The following is an 18,011-nucleotide window of genomic DNA, read 5'->3' as shown; positions in this document are numbered from 1 at the left end:
CGTTGTGGCCCAGACCTTGGCCGTCAAGGGAAAATGCGCCTATTCCTCGTCGTTTCCGGGCGTCGGCCGCAGCATGAAATGGCCGAAGGCGGTGGCGATCGGCTTGTTCGCATCGTCCTGCCAGGCCCGCGCCTCGAAGGCGACAATGCGCCGGCCCTGCTTCACGATCGAAACGTTGGCGAAGGTGTCGAGCGCGCGGCCCGAGCGCAGATAGTTGACGGTGAGTCCGATCGGCTTGGGCAGTGCGGCGACGCCGAGCTCGCGCGCCACTCCGAAGATCGCGGCGGTCTCGAGGAAGGCGCCGGTCATGCCGCCATGAATCGCGGGCAGGATCGGGTTGCCGATGATCTTGGGCGAGAACGGCATCGTCAGTGTGTCGTTGTCGTTGACGCGAATGCCGAGGCAACGCGCGAACGGACTGTTGGCGAACGGGCCTTCCGGATCGTCCGGCGCCTCCAGCGTCGGGATGTCGAGCGAGTCCATCCTGCGATCCGCGAGCATGTTGGTGCGGTTGGCGCCGATCATGAAGCAGGCGGTCGCGGTCGCGACCGGATCGTCCTCGGACTCCTGATAGGCAGTGGAGCGCACGAAGGCGATCGAACGCGTGGTGCGATAGCAGACCGAATGCGCCTTGATGTCGAGGCCGGGCGTTGCCGGCTTCTGATAGTCGATGCGCAGATCGAGCGTCGCGATGGCGCTCGTGCCGTCGAGCGCGAGCTGCACTGCCATGCCGCAGCTCTCGTCCAGCATCGCGGTGACGACCCCGCCATGCAGGACGCCGGTCTCGGTGTCGCCGACGAAGACAGGCCGGTAGGGCAGGCTGGACCAAGCCTCGCGAGGTGCGAAGCGATCGAGCTGGAGCCCGCTGATACGGCCGTAATCGGAGCGGCGGCCCTGGATCGCCTCGGCGAGGTCCTCGAACGAAAGTGTGGTCGGTGAGCTGGACATGAGGACGTTCTAGACCAGTGGCGGGCGCGGCGCAAAACCCCGGATGCGCGTCCGGCGGCAGGCGCCGGGGGCGGTTTGGCCTCGACAGGGCGGGCCGAAGCAACGATGGTGGGCGCTTCGTTCGTCCGACTAGCCGCAAGGAGTGCCCATGGCCGATTCCGAAACGCCCGCCACCAGCCAGGGGCCCGTCATCATTTCGACATCGAGCTCGGAGCGGGCGCCGATCATCTATTTCGACGGCGCATCCTGCTTCGGCCACCACAACGGCGCGATTCAGATCGAACTTGCGGCGAACCTGTTGATGCCGGTCGGCGCCGCCGTCAGGGTCGACGTGGTCCAGACCGCGCATCTGCGCTGCAGCGTGGCCGCGGCGCTGGCGCTGCGCGAAGCGCTCGAAAAGGCGCTGGCGATGTACCAGCAGGGCCAGCAGCAGCCCCGGCCGGAGGAAATTCCGACGGTGAAGAACTGAGATCCGCTTTGGAGGTTGGCTCGCGCGCTTGGCCTTATGGTTCGAGACGACCGCTTCGCGGTCTCCTCACCATGAGGGTCTGACATTTCGCCTCGCCGCTAAACCAGACCTCATCCTGAGGAGCCCGCAACGCGGGCGTCTCGAAGGATGGCCGCGGGGACGTGAACTCTCGTCAAGGCGAATAGCTCCGCTTCAGCTCACATGCACCTTCGGCTTCCTGCCGTCGTTCCACTTGCCGTCGAGCGCGCGCTCGATCTGGGCGGCGAGTTGCAGCAGGAGGCCGTCATTGGCCTGTTTCGCAATCGCCTGGATGCCGAGCGGCAGGCCGTGGTTCTGCGTGGCCATCGGCATCGAGATCGCGGGCATGCCGCAGAGATTGGCGAGCGGCGTGAAGGCGAAGAAGCGCCAGAGATTGCCGAACCAGTCGAGCACGTCGGGGTTGTCGGAGATGGTGAGATATTCCCTGGTGCCGACCTTCGGCGTCGGCAGCGCGGTGATCGGGGTCAGGATCACGTCCCACTGCTCGAAGAAGGCGCCGAAGGCGCGCGAGGTCGTGTTGAACACGCCTTGCATCTTCGCCCGCTCGGCGAAGCTCGTGTGCCGGCCGGCTTCCCAGATCCGGATATTCATCGGCTCGATGAGATCTTCCGGCGGCCGTTCCAGCCCGCGCGCGGCGAGCATGTTGGAGATCACCACGGCAAAATTCGAAATGTAGCAGGTGGTCTGCGCCTCGAACGCGGCGCGGAAGTCGACTTCGGGCAAGGCGTGGTCGACGTGATGGCCGAGGCCTTCGAGGAAGCGGCCGGCCTTCGCCAGTTCGGCCGCGATCTCGGGCGTCGCGGTGTAGTCGCCCCAGCTGTGCGACAGCGCGATGCGAAGTTTTGACGGATCGCGCTTGATCATCTCGGAATATGGCTGCGCGGTGGTCCAGAACGGCATGAACTCGCCCGGCGCCGCTCCCCTTGCGTGATCGACGAAGGCGGCGGTGTCGCGCACCGAGCGCGACTGGCAGCCCTGGATTGAGACGAGGCCGGTGAGATCCGACATGTGCGGTGCCAGCGAGAACACGCCGCGCGAGACCTTCAGGCCGATATTGCCGTTGACGCCGGCGGGAATGCGGATCGAGCCGCCGCCGTCGGTCGCATGCGCGATCGGCACCACGCCGGCGGCGACCATTGCGGCGCTGCCGGCCGACGAGCCGCAGGTGGTGTAGTCGGTATCCCAGGGATTGCGCGTGACATAGACGGCCGGATTGTCGGCCGAGCTGCAGACGCCGAATTCCGGCGTCGTGGTGCGTCCGATCAGGTTCAGGCCGGCCTGGCGGAATTTGCCGGTCAGGAACGTGTCGGCGCTGGCGCGATTGCCGCGCATCAGCAGCGAGCCCATCTCCTGGAGCCGGCCCTTCATGGTCGGACCGAGGTCCTTCATCAGGAAGGGCAGCCCTGCGAACGGGCCGGCGAGATTGGCGCCGTCCTTGGCCGGATCGGCGATCACGTCATCGAACAGCTCGACCACGCCCGACAGTGCCGGATTGACCTTGGCAACCCCTGCAGCGGCCTGGCGCGCCAACTCCTTTGCTGTGAGTTCGCCCTTGCGGACGCGCGCGGCCAGCCCCACGCCATCGTGCTGCGCCCATTCGTTCCAGCTCATCGGAAAAGTCATGCGATCCAAACCTCTTCGTGCGGCGCCATCTTAGTTTCGCACGGGAACACTTTAATCAACTGAGCGGCGCGAAGGGCAGGGTTGCGCCGGATGGAGAGGTAATCCCGCATTGCATGCGCGCGCATCAATTCGAGAGCTTTGCGATCACCGCGACCGGCCCGCCGCCGGCGGGGCCCTGATGCTCGGCGCCGCCGGAGACGTAGACCGCCCCGGTGCCGGCGAGGCCGGCAATCAGGCCGCCGACGGCAGCCCGTGCGTGGCGCGTCGAGCTGATATCGGTATCTTCCAGCATGGTGTGGCGGAAGCCGCGCACGTTGCCATCAGGCGAGGCCTCGGCCTTGGCGAAGATGTTGACGAGCTCGCGGCCGGTCGTCGTCTGCGGCGCGGCACGGAGCCCAACGCTCTCCAGTGCCGCAAGCACTGCGGTGGCGTCGATCGCATCGCCCATCACGGCATGCCCGATCTCGAATTCGCTCGTTGAGGACATCGAATTGCCGAGCACGATGACGACGTTGTGCATCAGCTCGATCCCGGACGAGGTCGAGGCGACGTTCGAGAACAGATCGTAGCGGCGCAGCACGTCCGCGTCGCGTATGTCGGTTGCGATCTCGCCGAGCGCGACCGCAACGCCAAGCGCGGAAGCGCCGCGGGAATAGGCCATCGAACTGTAGGCGCTGATCGTCGCCGTCTTGTGGCCGCGCGCATTCGCCGCTTCGACGCGCTCGCTGGTGAGCAGCGGGCACTTGATCTGCACGAAATGGACGTCGGCGGGATCGGCGATGCCGCCATCTGCCATCGCGGCCTTCACGGCCTTGGCTGTCTCCGTGATCTGAGCGGAGCGGCCGAGCTCTTCCGGGAGAAAATCCCGCGTGTGCGCCATGCCAATGCTCAGGCGCTTGCCGGAGATGCCTGGCGGGCGCTGCTGGACGTCCCGGCGCGTGAACATGGTGATGTGCGGGCTCAGCACACCCTCGGTGCCACCGGACATCACGAAGGCGATGCGCTGCTCGACCTCCTGCGGCGACAGGCCGAGCTGCGGCGCCAGCGCCGTGCACAGCGCGGCAACGGCATATTCCCGGGTGAAGTCGTTGACGCCGCCATTGCCTTCGGTCTTGCCGAGGATCGCCAGGATGGATGTCGGATCGATCGCGCCGGAGGCGATCATGCTGATCAATCCGGAGACGTCGCCGGGGCCCTTGGTGGCGATCCTGAAGACGCCGACCGATGTCGTTCGCATGATAGTCCTCACATGGGTTCAGGAGCCCGGCCGACAAAACAGCCGCTGAACCGCGGCGCCTGTCAAGGTGTCGAGGCAATCCCCATCTTCGTCCTGGCGAAAGCCAGGACCCATTACCCCATGGGGAAGTTTGGCGAAGGCTCGTCGTTAGGTATTGATACCGACCATGATCGATGGATTCCGCGGTATGGGTCCTGGCTTTCGCCAGGACGACGGCGGAAGATGTGCGTCGTCTTCCCCGCTCCCATGATTGTGGCGAGATCGCATCGGTTCGACAAAAAATCCCTTGTCGACGGTCGTCCGCCGCACCTTGATGAATCAACCCCGATTGGTCCATAAGCGGCGTCCCGCAGCCGGTGGTTCGCCTCCGCGATGCGTGCTTGGATAGAGGGGTTCTCGCGTGGCAAATATCAACCAGAAAATTGCGCAGGAGCTTGGGGTTCGGGCGGAGCAGGTCGAGGCGACAGTGGCGCTGCTCGACGGCGGCGCCACGGTTCCCTTCATCGCCCGCTACCGCAAGGAAGCGACCGGTGCGCTCGACGACGCGCAATTGCGCACGCTGGAGGAGCGCCTGGGTTACCTGCGCGAGCTCGAGGACCGCCGCAAGGCCATCCTCGAATCGGTCCGCGAGCAGGGCAAACTCGATGCCGCGCTGGAAGCCTCCATTCTCGCCGCCGACAGCAAGGCGCGCCTCGAAGACATCTATCTGCCGTTCAAGCCGAAGCGCCGCACCAAGGCGGAGATCGCCAAGGAAGCCGGCCTCGAGCCGCTCGCCAACCAGCTCATGGCCGAGCCCACCAACGATCCGAAGGTCGTCGCCGAAGCCTTCGTCAATGCCGAGAAGGGCGTTGCCGATGCCGCTGCGGCACTCGACGGCGCCCGCGCCATCCTGGTCGAGCGTTTCGACGAAGACGCCGACCTGATCGGTGCGCTTCGCGAGGAGGTGTGGACCAATGCGCGCATGGCCTCCAAGGTGCGCGACGGCAAGAAAACCGAGGGCGAAAAGTTTGCCGACTATTTCGAGTTCTCCGAGCCGCTGACGAAGCTGCCCTCGCACCGCATCCTCGCGATGTTCCGCGGCGAGAAGGAAGAAATCCTCGATCTCCAGATCCAGGCCGAGGCCGAAGCATCGCCCCCGGGCGTGCCGAGTGTGTATGAATTGAAGATCATGAAGCGGTTCGGCATCGCCGACCTCAAGCGCGCCGGCGACCGCTGGATGATCGACACCGTGCGCTGGGCCTGGCGCACCAAGATCCAGGTGCATCTCAACATCGACCTGCGCATGCGGTTGTGGAATGCCGCCGAGACCGAGGCCGTGCGCGTGTTCGCCTCGAACCTGCGCGACCTCCTGCTGGCCGCGCCGGCCGGCACCCGCGTCACCATGGGCCTCGATCCCGGCTTCCGTACCGGCGTCAAGGTCGCCGTCACCGACGCAACCGGCAAGGTGGTGGATACCGCCGTGATCTACCCGCACGAGCCGCAGCGGCAGTGGAACGAGGCGCTTGCGATCCTCGGCAAGCTCGCGCTGAAACATCGCGTCGAGCTGATCGCGATCGGCAACGGCACCGCCTCCCGCGAGACCGACAAGCTCGCGGCCGACCTCGTCAAGGGTCTGCCTGACTTGAAGATGACCAAGATCGTGGTCTCGGAAGCTGGCGCGTCGGTCTATTCGGCCTCGGCTTTCGCCTCGGAGGAGTTGCCTGATCTCGACGTCACCCTGCGCGGGGCGGTGTCCATCGCGCGGCGGCTTCAGGATCCGCTCGCCGAGCTCGTCAAGATCGAGCCCAAGGCGATCGGCGTCGGCCAGTACCAGCACGACCTCGGCCAGGCCAAGCTCGCCAAATCGCTCGACGCGGTGGTCGAAGACTGCGTGAACGCCGTCGGCGTCGACGTCAACACCGCGTCCGCTCCGCTGCTCGCGCGCGTGTCGGGCGTCGGCTCCGGCCTTGCCTCCAGCATCGTGGCACACCGCGACGCCAACGGTCCGTTCAAGTCGCGCAAGGCGCTGAAAGACGTGCCGCGGCTCGGTCCCAAGGCGTTCGAGCAGTGCGCGGGCTTCCTGCGCATCCTCGGCGGCGAGGACCCGCTCGACGCCTCCGGCGTGCATCCGGAAGCCTATCCGGTGGTGCGCCGGATTCTCAGTGCCACCAAGAGCGACATCAAGGCGCTGATCGGCAGCAGCGACATCGTTCGCACGCTGAAGCCGAAAGACTTCGTGGACGAGACGTTCGGTCTGCCGACCGTCACCGACATCCTGCGCGAGCTCGAGAAGCCCGGCCGCGACCCGCGTCCGGCGTTCAAGGCAGCAGTGTTCATGGACGGCGTCGAGGAGATCAAGCACCTCAAGAAGGGCATGATCCTCGAGGGCACCGTGACCAACGTCGCCGCGTTCGGCGCCTTCGTCGATATCGGCGTGCACCAGGACGGGCTCGTGCACATCTCGGCGATGTCCAGGACCTACATCAAGGATCCGCGCGAGGTGGTGAAGCCCGGTGACATCGTCAAGGTCAAGGTGCTAGACTTCGAGGTCGCGCGCAAGCGCATCTCGCTGACGCTGCGGCTCGACGACGAGGTCGGCGCCAAGAAGGACGCCCCCGGCATGCAGCGGGACAACAGCTCACGCAACCCCTCCCGCATGACGTCGTCGACCCCGGGCCAGCAGGAATCTTCCGGCGGCGGCGGTGCGCTCGCCGAAGCGCTGCGCCGCGCGGCCGAGAAGAACGGCGGCAAGCGGGCGTAGCTTCTAACCTGTCCCCGCTCTTCTGCGGGGAGAGGTCGGAATTCGCGCGAAGCGCGGATTCCGGGTGAGGGCCGAGCCTCCGCTGATCGCACTGGTCGATGTATGGAGAGCTCTATCCAATCGTCATTGCGAGCGCAGCGAAGCAATCCAGAATCGTTTCGCGGCGGGACTCTGGATTGCTTCGTCGCTTCGCTCCTCGCAATGACGAGGAGAGATTCGGGACGCCTCCTAACTTCCGCGTCAGAATCTGGCGCCTTTGTAAGTTGAAGGTGCCGGTCCCTTGCTTTCATCTGAGCCCCCTCGCGCGGCAGGTATCGCTGCGCAGCACGGAGGACGCTTCGATGGACAACAGGATTCTCAAAGGCCTTACGGCGGTGTCGGTCGCCGCGGTGATGGCGCTCGCTTCGCCTGTGCTCGCCCGTGGCGGCGGTGGCGGAGGCGGAGGTCACGGCGGAGGCGGCTTTGGCGGCGGAGGTCATGGCGGCTTTGGTGGCGGCGGGCATTTCGGTGGTGGTGGCATGCACGCGGGAGGCTTCGGCGGTGGCATGCACGCCGGCGGCTTCGGCGGCATGCACGTTGGTGGCATGGGTGGCGCCCGTTTCGCCCATGTTGGCGGACCCGGCTTCGGCGGCGCCGGCTTCGCACATGCGGCGATCGGGCCGCGCTTCGCTGGCTCCGGCTGGCACGGCAGGCCCTTCATTGGTCGCCATGCCTTCTTCCGGCACCACCATCGCTTCTTCTTCGGAGCACCTTTCATCTATGCCGGCTACAATGACGGCTGCTGGCGCAGGAGCTTGACGCCCTATGGGTGGCAATGGGTCAATGTGTGCGGAGACTCTTGGTACTAGCATCGCCGTACCGCACCATTGTCGCGATCGTCATCGGACGGTTCCGCTCAGCCCCGGAACGGGATAGTCTGGTGGCGATCGTCGCGCGGAGTTTGTCATGACCGGAGCTCACCGCCGCATTCTGGTCGTCGAGGACGATGCGGAAACCGCAGGCCAGCTCGTCGAGGAGCTGACGACCTCCGGCTACGATGTCGATCTCGCCGCCACGGGGCGCGAAGCCCTCAGCCGCGGCGCCGCGCGCGACTATGCCGTCATCACCATCGACCGCATGCTGCCCGACATCGACGGCATCAGCGTGATGCGCCAGTTGCGTGACGACGGCATCGCCGCACCGTTCCTGATCATCTCCGCACTTGGCGAAGTCGACGACCGCGTGCGCGGCTTGCGCGCCGGCGGCGACGATTACCTCGTCAAGCCGTTCTCTTTCACCGAGTTGCTGGCGCGGCTGGAGGCACTCGGCCGGCGCAGTGACACCGTCGCCAAGGAGACGATCCTGCGGATCGGAGATCTCGCCATCGACCTGATCGCACGCAGCGCGAGCCGCCGCGGCCGGAAGATTCCGCTGTTGCCGCGGGAATTCCAGCTGCTCGAATATCTGGTCCGCAACGAGGGCCGCGTCGTCTCGCGTGCGATGCTGCTCCAGCATGTCTGGGATTTGCACTTCGATCCCTCCACCAACATCATCGACGTCTATGTCGGGCGCGTCCGTCGCAAGGTCGATGGTGCCCAGGCCTATCCGCTGATCCACACCATCCGCGGCATCGGATATTGTCTCCGTGCTCCTGGCTAAAACGCTCCGCTCCTCGACCTTCCGCCTTGCGCTGATCGCGATCGCAGCGTTTGGGCTGATCGTCGCGGCAATCATGGCGTATGTCTATTTCGGTACGATCGCCTATGTGCGGAGCCGGGTCGGCGATGCCGGCGATCACGGCGGCTTCACCGCGATGATCGAGCTCGCAATGGCTGCGGTAGCCGTGCTGATGCTGGTGCTCGCCGGGCTCGCCGCGGTGCTGGTGACGCGCCGCACGGTCGGACGAATCGAGGAGATCAACGCCACCAGCCGCGCCATCATGATGTCGGGCCTCGACCAGCGCATTCCCTTGCGCGGCAGCCACGACGAGTGGGATCGCGTCGCCGAAAACCTCAACCAGATGCTCGACCGCATCGAGACGCTGATGGGCGAGGTCAAGCAGGTCAGCGACAACGTCGCCCATGATCTGCGCACGCCGCTGACGCGCATGCGGGGCCGGCTGGAAAAGGCCTATCACGCCCATCGCAACGGGGAGGCCGATGCGGCGCTGATCGGCGACACCATCGCCGATCTCGACGCCGTGCTCGGCATGTTTGCCTCCATTACCCGCATCTCGGAGATCGAGACCCGCGCCCGCCGCAGCGCGTTTCGCAAGCTCAATCTCGCCGAAATCGCCGGCGAGGTCGTCGAGCTCTACGATGCCGCCGCCGAACAGGTCGCGACGCGGCTCAGCCTGGGCGGCGACCGCGAGGTGGCGATCACGGGCGATCGCGACCTGCTGTTCGACGCCATCGCCAATCTCGTCGACAACGCGATCAAGCACGGCTGCAAAGGCGGGCAGGTGACCGTCACCTGCCGCAGCTCCGACCGTGGCGCGACGATCGCGGTCGCCGACGATGGACCGGGCATTCCGGCGGATCAGCGCGATCACGTGTTCAAGCGTTTCTACCGGCTCGAACAGAGCCGCTACACGCCGGGTAACGGCCTTGGCTTAAGCCTGGTCGCCGCGGTCGCCGGCCTCCATGGCGCCGAGATTGCCCTGCACGACAACGCGCCGGGCCTGACGGTTCAGCTCAGCTTCCCGCTGCTCCCGCTCTAGAGTTCGATCACGCCGCGGCGGGCCGCATGTGCCACCGCGTCGGTGCGGCCGGTGGCGTCGAGCTTGTCGAGCAGCGAGCCGACATGGAATTTCACGGTGTGGACGGAAATGCCGAGCTGACGCGCGATCATCTTGTTGGAGCCACCCTCCGCCATCAACGCCAGTACATCGAGCTCGCGCTGTGTCAGCGCGATGTCCTCAGGCATGATGCGCGGATCGCGAGTGACGATCGTCGCGGCGGCCTTCTCGCCGGGTTCGGCGAGGCGAAGCCCGGCGATATTGCCGAGCAGAGCCGCCAGGCGATCGGCGAGGGCGGGATCGTCGATCTCCAGGGCCAGAACGATCTCGGGCGCGATATCCTCGCTCACGCCGCCGGCCTCTCGCCGATCGTGACCTTGAAGCTGACGGGCTCTCCGCCGCGGCGCGCCGCGACATCGACCACCGTGCCGACACTCGCCGGACCCAGCGTCCGCGACAGCGCGCGCACGCCGGACAGTTTCTGGTCGTTGACCGCGACGATGACGTCGCCCTGGCGGATGCCGGCCGCGGCCGAAGGGCCGGCCTTGTCGACATTCATCACCATCGCGCCGACGCCGTCGTCGAGCCGGACCGGCTGCAGCCCGAGGCCAAGATATCCGCGTGCGATGTGTCCGCGGGCCTCTAACTGGGCCGCGACCCGCTCGATCGTCGCCGTCGGGATCACCAGCACACGCCTCGGGCCGAGCACGGCCATGCCGAAGGCTTCGCCCGATGCATCGAGCGCGAGGCCGCCCTGCTGGCTGGAGCGCAAGCGGACGTCGAGCTCGATTCGCGCGTCGATGTCGCCGCCGCGCAAGGAGCGCCAGCTCTTGCCGGACAGCGACACCATGCCGAGCGCGGCGCTCGACGCATCGCGGTTGGTGGCGACGACGACCGACAACGCGCCGAGGGGCGGCACCGTTGTGGCCAGCTTGACCGGAGCAATCGCCGTATCGGCGCGCAGCAGCGCGATATCGGTGGTGTGGTCACGGCCCGCGATCGTGGCAGCCACCTGGCTGCCGTCGGGGAGGCCGATCGCGACGTCCCCCTCGTCAGCCAGCGCCTCGTCGGCGGTGACGATCAGGCCGGGTTTCCAGACGAAGCCGGTGGCGCGGGAGCGATGCGAATGCACGGCGAGGACGGACGGCGCAGTGCGCGCCACGACGTCTGCGAGCGCGCGACAGTGAGGACAGGGGAGTGGGTTCGGTCATGGGAGGCTCCTGTAAGCTGTCCTCAATCTGGGATGTCGCGGGCGATCGCGTAACTGGCCGCATGGCCAGGAAATAGGCAGGGAAACTGGTCCGTAAGACCACGGCCGACGAACATGTGATTGGAGCCGCTCACGGGAACGTGTAGCAATCGGCTCGACTTTGTGCCGTACGGCCTCGAGCCTTTTTGCGAGCCCTGATTGATGACCATCGGCCTTACCCGCCGCACCCTGCTTCAACTCGCCGGCGCCAGCTCGCTCGCAATGGCGGCTGCGGGCGCTGCGCGCGCCGAGGGCGCACCACAGGGCGGTGGGCCGACCTATGCCAACCGTACGCCGATGCGGGTCGGCATGGTGACGCTCCGGGTGAAAAATCTCGACAAGGTTGCGAACTACTACCGCGACGTCATCGGGCTCACCGTGATGGAACGCTCGGCGAGCGCCGCCAAGCTTGGCACGGCCGGCATCGCGCTGCTGGTGCTGGAGGCCCGTCCTGATGCCGAGATCGAACCACGCAACGCCGCGGGCCTTTACCACACCGCCTTCCTGATGCCGACCCGCAAGGACCTTGCGCGCTGGCTGGTAGCAGCGGCCTCGCATCGTGTGCCGCTGTCGGGCTTTGCCGATCACCTCGTCAGCGAATCCGTCTATCTCGGCGATCCCGAAGGCAACGGCATCGAGGTCTATGCCGACCGCGATCCCTCGCAATGGCAGTGGAGCGAGGGCAGCGTGAAGATGGCGTCCGACGAGCTCAACATCCCCGATCTGCTGTCGCTGACCAATGCGCGTGTGCCTGATTATGCCAAGGCGCCGGACGGAATGCGCATCGGCCACATGCATCTGCGCGTCGGCGACCTCGCGCAGGCCGAGCGCTTCTATCACGGTGCCATCGGCCTGGACCCGACCCGCAGCCGCAACGGTGCCGCGTTCCTGTCGTCGGGGCGCTATCATCATCACCTCGGCATGAACGTCTGGCAGAGCCAGGGCGCCGGCCAGCGCGACGATCAGGCAACAGGGCTCGCCTGGTTCTCGCTGGTGACGGAGAAGCCGGACCTGCTTGCCGCGCAGGACGAGCGCCTGCGCAAGGGCGGCGCGAAAGTCACGGCGCTGGCCAATGGCGTCGAGGCGATCGATCCCTGGGGCACGCGGGTGCGGCTGATCAGGGTTTGATCGCCGGCGCCAGCGTTGGTATGACCGGTCAGGCGCTGGCCAGTTTCCGGGATTCACACCTGACATGTCCGATTTTCGCGGCGTCTTCCCTTATCTCGTCTCGCCCGTCGCTGCCGATGGCGCGGTGCGCACGAACGTGCTCGCAAAGCTCTGCGACGATCTGGTCGGTGCCGGCGTCCACGGTCTGACCCCGCTCGGCTCGACCGGCGAGTTCGCCTATCTCAATGCCGCCCAACGCACCGCGGTCGTGCAGACCACGATCGAGGCGGCAATGGGCCGCGTGCCCGTTGTCGCGGGCGTCGCCTCCACCTCGACGGCGGACGCGGTGGCGCAGGCGAAAGCGTATCAGAAGCTCGGCGCCAACGGCATTCTGGCGATCCTGGAAGCGTATTTCCCGCTCGCCGACGCCCAAGTCGAATCCTATTTCCGCGCCATCGCGGATGCCGTGGACATCCCCGTCGTCATCTACACCAATCCGCAATTCCAGCGCTCCGATCTCACCCTCGACATCATCGCGCGTCTCGCCGAACATCCGCGCATCGGCTACATCAAGGACGCCTCGACCAACACCGGCCGGCTGCTCTCGATCATGAACCGCTGCGGCGATGCCTTGCGGGTGTTCTCGGCCTCCGCCCATATCCCGGCCGCGGTGATGCTGATCGGCGGCCTCGGCTGGATGGCGGGCCCGGCCTGCATCATTCCGCGCCAGAGCGTCGCGCTCTACGACCTCTGCAAGGCCGGCCGCTGGGATGAGGCGATGGCGCTCCAGCGCAGGCTGTGGCGCATCAACGAGGCTTTTGCCCGCTTCAACCTGGCGGCCTGCATCAAGGCCGGGCTGGCTATCCAGGGCTACGACGTCGGCGATCCCGTCCTGCCGCAGGCCGCTCTCACGGCCGATGCGCGCAAGATCGTGGAAGCGGCCCTGCGGGAGCTTGGCTAGGCGTCCATAGGACGGCTTCGCTTCCACTCGCCTATGCCCGGCATGACGAAATCGTGGATAGACCGCCCAAAACCGCGGCTGGCCTCGCATGCCTCGATCCGCTAAAAGGCAGCCGCTTTTGAGACATTAAGGGACCCCACGGAATGAACATTCTTCCCGGCAATTTGCGTTTCGGAGCGGGGCAGCCCGTCAAGCGTTTGGAAGACCAGCGACTGCTCACCGGGAAGGGGCAGTTCATTGACGACAAGCCGGAAGATGGCGCGCTGTGGTTGTACCTGCTGCGCTCGCCCCATGCCCACGCGAAGATCGTCTCGATCGACACTGGCGCCGCCACTGCAATGCCCGGCGTGACCGCGGTCTACACCGGCGCCGACCTCGTCAAGGACGACATCGGAATCATCCCGACCTTGAGCATCTTCAAGCGCCCCGACGGCAAGCCGATGACGGTGCCGCCACGTCGCCTGCTGGCGCACGAGATCGTGCGCTATGCCGGCGAGGCTGTGGCCGCAGTGGTGGCCTCCTCGCGTGCCGACGCGCAGAGCGCAGCCGAAGCGATCGTGGTCGAATATGACGTGCAGCCGGCGGTGGTCGATCCGGTCGAGGCGGTCAAGCCCGGCGCGCCATTGGTGTGGCCGGAGGCGCCCGACAACATCGTCGGCGCGATGGCTTACGGCGATGCCGCCAAGGTGGACGAGGCTTTTGCCAAGGCGGCGCATACCGTCGAGCTCGATCTCGTCAGCCAACGCCTGGTGCCCTCGGCCATGGAGCCGCGCTCGACCATTGCCGAGATCGACAAGACCGGCCGTCTTCTCCTCCATGTGCAGTCGCAGACGCCCGCCTCGACCCGCGACGTGCTGGCCGAGGCCGTGCTGAAGCGTCCGAAGGACAGCATTCGCGTGCTGGTCGGCGATATCGGCGGCGGCTTTGGCCAGAAGACCAACCTCTATCCCGAGGACGGCATCGTCGCCTATGCCGCAACCAAGCTGAACAGGAAAATCCGCTGGCGCGGGGACCGCACCGACGAATTCGTCGGCGGCACGCACGGCCGCGATCTCACCTCGACCGCCTCTTTCGCGCTCGACGACAAGGGCAAGGTGCTGGCCTATCGCGTCAGCTCGATCGGCTGTACCGGCGCGTATTCCTCGGGCGCGGCCAACATCATTCCGCTGGTGCTGGGGCCGTTCGTGCAGACCGGCGTCTACGATTTGCCGCTGGTGCATTTCGAGGTGAAGTCGGTGATGACCCACACCGCACCCGTCGGTGCCTATCGCGGCGCGGGCCGCCCGGAGGCGGTGTTCATCGTCGAGCGTCTGTTCGACGCGGCCGCGCGAAAAATCGGCATGGACCCCCGCGCGATCCGGAAAGCCAACTACATCAAGCCGGCACAGCTCCCCTACACCAATGCTGCCGGGCAGGTTTACGATTCCGGCGCCTTCGCGCACATGCTCGACCGCGCCGTGAAGCTCGCCGACTGGGACGGCTTTGCCGCGCGCAAGAAGGCGGCGAAGAAGAAGGGCCTGCTCTACGGCCGCGGTCTTACCTCCTATATCGAATGGACCGGTGGCCGCGCCCACACCGAAAAGGTCAGCCTGCACGCGACGTCGGAAGGCCGCGTCATCCTGCATTCCGGCACCATGGCGATGGGGCAGGGGTTGCAGACCACCTACACCCAGATGATCTCCGACACGCTCGGCATTGCCATGGACAAGATCGACGTGGTCCAGGGCGACACCGATCTCGCCACGGGCTTCGGCAGCGTCGGCTCGCGTTCGCTGTTCGTCGGCGGCACGGCGGTCGCGGTCTCCTCCAACGATCTGATCCAGAAGGCGCGTGAGAAGGCGGCGAACGTGCTGGAGACCTCGATCGAGGACATCGAATACCAGGGCGGCATGCTCACCGTGGTCGGCACCGACCGCCGCATCAGCCTGTTCGATATTGCAGAGAAGGAGAGCGGCGCAAAACTCAGCGTCGATTCCGAAGGCGAGGTGGATGGCCCGAGCTGGCCGAACGGCACGCATATCTGCGAGGTCGAGATCGACCCCGAGACCGGCGTCTCCAAGGTCGTGCGCTACACCACCGTCGACGACGTCGGTGTCGCCGTGAATCCGATGCTGGTGACGGGGCAGATCCATGGCGGCGTGGCGCAGGGTATCGGCCAGGCGCTGTATGAGGGCGTGTCCTATGATGCCGACGGTCAGTTGCTCACCGCGAGCTACCAGGACTATTGCATCCCGCGCGCCGACGACGTTCCGCCCATTGTGGTGACGCTGGATGATTCCGCGCCCTGCCGCACCAATCCGCTCGGCGCCAAGGGCTGCGGCGAATCCGGCGCCATCGGCGGCCCGCCTTGCGTCACCAACGGCGTGATGGATGCGCTCGCCGAACTCGGCATCACCCAGCTCAACACGCCCCTGACGCCGCAGAAGATCTGGCAGGCGATCCGGGACGCGAAGGTGGGGTAGTTGCTCGGCGTGTAGCCCGGATGGAGCGAAGCGAAATCCGGGGCCGCTCGCGATTGTTGTCCCGGATTGCGCTGCGCTCCATCCGGGCTACAAGTGCTAAATCCCCAGCATCATCTTCGCAATAATGTCGCGCTGGATCTCCGAGGTGCCGCCGAAGATCGTATAGGCGCGGCCGTTGAGATATTCCGGCACCACGGTTAGCATCTCCTCCGGCATCGCCGGCTCGTGGTTGAGCCTGTAGAGCGGGCGCATCGGCTCGACCGTGAGGGCGTCATGGCCGATCACGTCGACGCCTAACCGCGTCACGGCCTGCCGGATCTCGCTGTTGCGCAGCTTCAGGATCGACGACACCGCGCCGGGATTCTGTCCGGTCTGCAGCGCCGCCAGCACGCGCAGCTCGGTCATCTCCAGCGCGTCGATGTCGATTTCGACCTCGGAGATGCGCGTCGCGATGTCGGGACTGTCGATCGCGCGGCCCGTCAGGTCCGATTCAGCAAGCTCCGCGATCGCCTTCAGCCCTTCGCGCAATTTTGCCGAGGCGATGCCGGAGCCGCGCTCGAACTCGAGCAGATACTTGCCGTAGGTCCAGCCCTTGCCTTCCTCGCCGACGCGGTTCGCCACGGGAACGCGCACGTCGTCGAAGAACACCTGGTTGACCTCGTGGTCGCCGCCGATGGTGAGGATCGGGCGCGTTGTGATGCCCGGCGTCTTCATGTCGATCAGGATGAAGCTGATGCCGTCCTGCTGCCGCGGGCCGTCGCTGGTGCGCACCAGCGCGAACATGCGGTTGGCGTGGTGGGCATGCGTGGTCCAGATCTTGGTGCCGTTGATGACGTAGTCGTCGCCGTCGCGCACCGCGCGCGTCTTCAGCGAGGAGAGATCGGAGCCGGAGCCCGGCTCGGAATAGCCCTGGCACCAATAGTCCTCGCCGGACAGAATGCGCGGCAGGTAGAAGTTCTTCTGCTCTGCCGAGCCGAAGCCGATGATGACGGGGCCGACCATCTTCACGCCCATCACATTGACATTGGGCACCCCGGCACGCGCGCTCTCGGTCTCGAAAATCCAGCGCTGCGCCGGCGTCCAATCCGGTCCGCCATGCTCGACCGGCCAGCCCGGCGCGCCCCAGCCTTGCTTGTGCAGCGTGCGCTGCCAGGCCATGCCGATATCGGGGTCGGAGAACACCGACGGCGTCAGCGCCGTCGCGCGCTTCATCTCCTCCGTGAGATTCTTGGCAATGAAGCCGCGCACCTCGTCCTGGAAGGCGCGCTCCTCGGCATTGAACGACAGATCCATGAGGCTCTCCCAGTATCAGGCAGGCACGGTGCTGCGGCCAAGCCGGGCGTGGCGGCCATAATGGTGCGCGCTGCCGCCGAACAGCGTGTCGAAGGCGACCAGCCGCTTGAAATAGGCGCCGACCTCGAGCTCCTCGGTGACGCCCATGCCGCCGTGAAGCTGGATCGACTGCTCGCCGACGAAGCGCGCAGACTTGCCGATCTTCGCCTTCGCGCCCGATGCGGCCCGCGCGCGCTCGACCGGATCGGCTTCGACCTTCAGCGCGGCGCGCAGCGCCATCGAGCGCGCTTCGTCGACCTGCACCGCCATGTCGGCGAGGCGGTGGCGGATCACCTGGTTGGCCGAGAGCGGCCGGCCGAATTGCTTTCGAATTTTTGTGTACTCCAGCGTGGTGTCCAGCAGTACCTGCATGATGCCGACGGCTTCGGCGCCGAGCGCAGCCATGGCGCGGTCAACAGCCCATTCGATGGTCGGCAGCGCGTCATGCCCGTTGCCGAGCAAGGCATCCTCCGGCAGCTGCGCATCCGATAGCACCATATTGCAGGCCCGCCCGCCGCCGAGGCGCTCGTAGTCGGAGATCGCAACATTCGGCGTCGTCGCCGCGACCAGAAACAGGCCGATCCGCGCCGAGGGCCCCTGATGATCATGGATATGCGCGGAGACGATGATCTCGTCGGCGGCATGGCCGTCGAGCACGGCAATCTTGCTGCCGGCAAGGCGCCAGCCTTGCGCAGTCCTATGGGCGATGGTTGCGACCTTGGCAAGATCGAACCGCGCCGCGCGCTCGGAATGCGCGAACGCGAGCTTCAACGTTCCCTCCGCGATCTTCGGCAGGATTGCCTGCTTCTGCGCCGTGCTGCCGCATCGCTCGATCAACGCAGCGCCAAGCACGATTGTTGCGATATACGGCTCCGACACCAGCCCGCGGCCGAAGGCTTCCATCAAAATGCCGATCTCGACCGCGCTGCCGCCGAGCCCGCCAAACTCCTCCGCGATCGGCAATGCCAGCCAGCCGAGCTCGGCGAATTGCGTCCACACCGCGGGGCTGAAGCCGAGCGGATCGTTCGCCATCTTGCGGCGGTGATCGGCATCGTAGCTTTCGGCCACGAAGCGCTCCGCGCTCTCGCGCAGCAGGCGTTGCTCGTCGGTGAGATTGAGATCCATCCT

Annotated in this window: 14 protein-coding genes and 1 pseudogene; 8 read left to right on the top strand and 7 right to left on the bottom strand. The window is 66.2% G+C overall.

Translation table 11 applies throughout. The features are described 5' to 3' along the window. Positions 1-39 precede the first annotated feature (39 nt). Positions 40-948 (bottom strand): PaaI family thioesterase, encoded by a 909-nt coding sequence (locus AC0L2F_RS00220; protein ID WP_473247108.1) that lies wholly within the window; start codon positions 946-948, stop codon positions 40-42. 148 nt (positions 949-1,096) lie between these two features. On the opposite strand from AC0L2F_RS00220, the gene AC0L2F_RS00215 reads away from it, so the two are divergent. After that, complete coding sequence (locus AC0L2F_RS00215) at positions 1,097-1,417, top strand: hypothetical protein (protein ID WP_007614584.1); 321 nt, start codon at positions 1,097-1,099, stop codon at positions 1,415-1,417. Positions 1,418-1,609: 192 nt separating this feature from the next. Here the strand turns inward: AC0L2F_RS00215 and AC0L2F_RS00210 are convergent, their stop codons facing one another. Together AC0L2F_RS00210 and atzD are read right to left on the bottom strand one after the other, a co-directional pair. Beyond that, positions 1,610-3,079, bottom strand: a complete 1,470-nt coding sequence (locus AC0L2F_RS00210) for an amidase (protein ID WP_473247107.1) — start codon at positions 3,077-3,079, stop codon at positions 1,610-1,612. A gap of 124 nt (positions 3,080-3,203) precedes the next feature. Then, complete coding sequence (atzD, locus tag AC0L2F_RS00205; RefSeq protein ID WP_473247106.1) at positions 3,204-4,316, bottom strand: cyanuric acid amidohydrolase; 1,113 nt, start codon at positions 4,314-4,316, stop codon at positions 3,204-3,206. A gap of 400 nt (positions 4,317-4,716) precedes the next feature. Between atzD and AC0L2F_RS00200 the strand changes: the two genes are divergently transcribed. The 4 genes from AC0L2F_RS00200 (at position 4,717) to AC0L2F_RS00185 (ending at position 9,754) form a co-directional block, all read left to right on the top strand. After that, on the top strand, positions 4,717-7,056 hold the full coding sequence (locus AC0L2F_RS00200; protein ID WP_473247105.1) for a Tex family protein: 2,340 nt from the start codon (positions 4,717-4,719) through the stop codon (positions 7,054-7,056). Between the two features lie 341 nt (positions 7,057-7,397). Then, positions 7,398-7,904 (top strand): hypothetical protein, encoded by a 507-nt coding sequence (locus AC0L2F_RS00195; protein WP_473247104.1) that lies wholly within the window; start codon positions 7,398-7,400, stop codon positions 7,902-7,904. 97 nt (positions 7,905-8,001) lie between these two features. Next, the gene (locus AC0L2F_RS00190; RefSeq protein ID WP_007614572.1) at positions 8,002-8,694 is read left to right on the top strand and encodes a response regulator transcription factor; all 693 of its coding nucleotides are present in this window, start codon (positions 8,002-8,004) and stop codon (positions 8,692-8,694) included. Next, entirely contained in the window at positions 8,681-9,754 is a 1,074-nt protein-coding gene (locus tag AC0L2F_RS00185) for a sensor histidine kinase (RefSeq protein ID WP_473247103.1), read from the top strand. Before AC0L2F_RS00190 ends, AC0L2F_RS00185 begins: the two co-directional genes overlap by 14 nt. Here the strand turns inward: AC0L2F_RS00185 and AC0L2F_RS00180 are convergent. Together AC0L2F_RS00180 and AC0L2F_RS00175 are read right to left on the bottom strand one after the other, a co-directional pair. Further along, on the bottom strand, positions 9,751-10,122 hold the full coding sequence (locus AC0L2F_RS00180) for a response regulator transcription factor (protein ID WP_007614569.1): 372 nt from the start codon (positions 10,120-10,122) through the stop codon (positions 9,751-9,753). The two genes, AC0L2F_RS00185 and AC0L2F_RS00180, sit on opposite strands and share 4 nt — an antisense overlap. Then, positions 10,119-10,983, bottom strand: a pseudogene (locus tag AC0L2F_RS00175) (S1C family serine protease). The gene AC0L2F_RS00180 and the pseudogene AC0L2F_RS00175 overlap by 4 nt, the downstream one beginning before the upstream one ends. 200 nt (positions 10,984-11,183) lie before the next feature. Here AC0L2F_RS00175 and AC0L2F_RS00170 point away from each other — a divergent pair. The 3 genes from AC0L2F_RS00170 (at position 11,184) to AC0L2F_RS00160 (ending at position 15,551) form a co-directional block, all read left to right on the top strand. Then, complete coding sequence (locus AC0L2F_RS00170) at positions 11,184-12,149, top strand: VOC family protein (protein WP_473247102.1); 966 nt, start codon at positions 11,184-11,186, stop codon at positions 12,147-12,149. 64 nt (positions 12,150-12,213) lie between these two features. Then, positions 12,214-13,089, top strand: a complete 876-nt coding sequence (locus AC0L2F_RS00165; RefSeq protein ID WP_007614563.1) for a dihydrodipicolinate synthase family protein — start codon at positions 12,214-12,216, stop codon at positions 13,087-13,089. 143 nt (positions 13,090-13,232) lie between these two features. Beyond that, positions 13,233-15,551 carry a xanthine dehydrogenase family protein molybdopterin-binding subunit gene (locus AC0L2F_RS00160; protein ID WP_473247101.1) on the top strand — a complete coding sequence of 773 codons (2,319 nt, stop codon included), beginning with the start codon at positions 13,233-13,235 and terminating at the stop codon, positions 15,549-15,551. Between the two features lie 96 nt (positions 15,552-15,647). On the opposite strand, the gene AC0L2F_RS00155 is transcribed toward AC0L2F_RS00160, so the two are convergent. Both AC0L2F_RS00155 and AC0L2F_RS00150 read right to left on the bottom strand, forming a co-directional pair. After that, complete coding sequence (locus AC0L2F_RS00155) at positions 15,648-16,844, bottom strand: acyl-CoA dehydrogenase family protein (RefSeq protein WP_473247100.1); 1,197 nt, start codon at positions 16,842-16,844, stop codon at positions 15,648-15,650. 15 nt (positions 16,845-16,859) lie between these two features. Beyond that, complete coding sequence (locus AC0L2F_RS00150) at positions 16,860-18,008, bottom strand: acyl-CoA dehydrogenase family protein (RefSeq protein ID WP_473247099.1); 1,149 nt, start codon at positions 18,006-18,008, stop codon at positions 16,860-16,862. Positions 18,009-18,011 lie beyond the last annotated feature (3 nt).

The sequence above is a fragment of the Bradyrhizobium sp. Ken64 genome (assembly GCF_055807555.1).
This window is presented reverse-complemented; position numbering and strand designations above follow the sequence as displayed.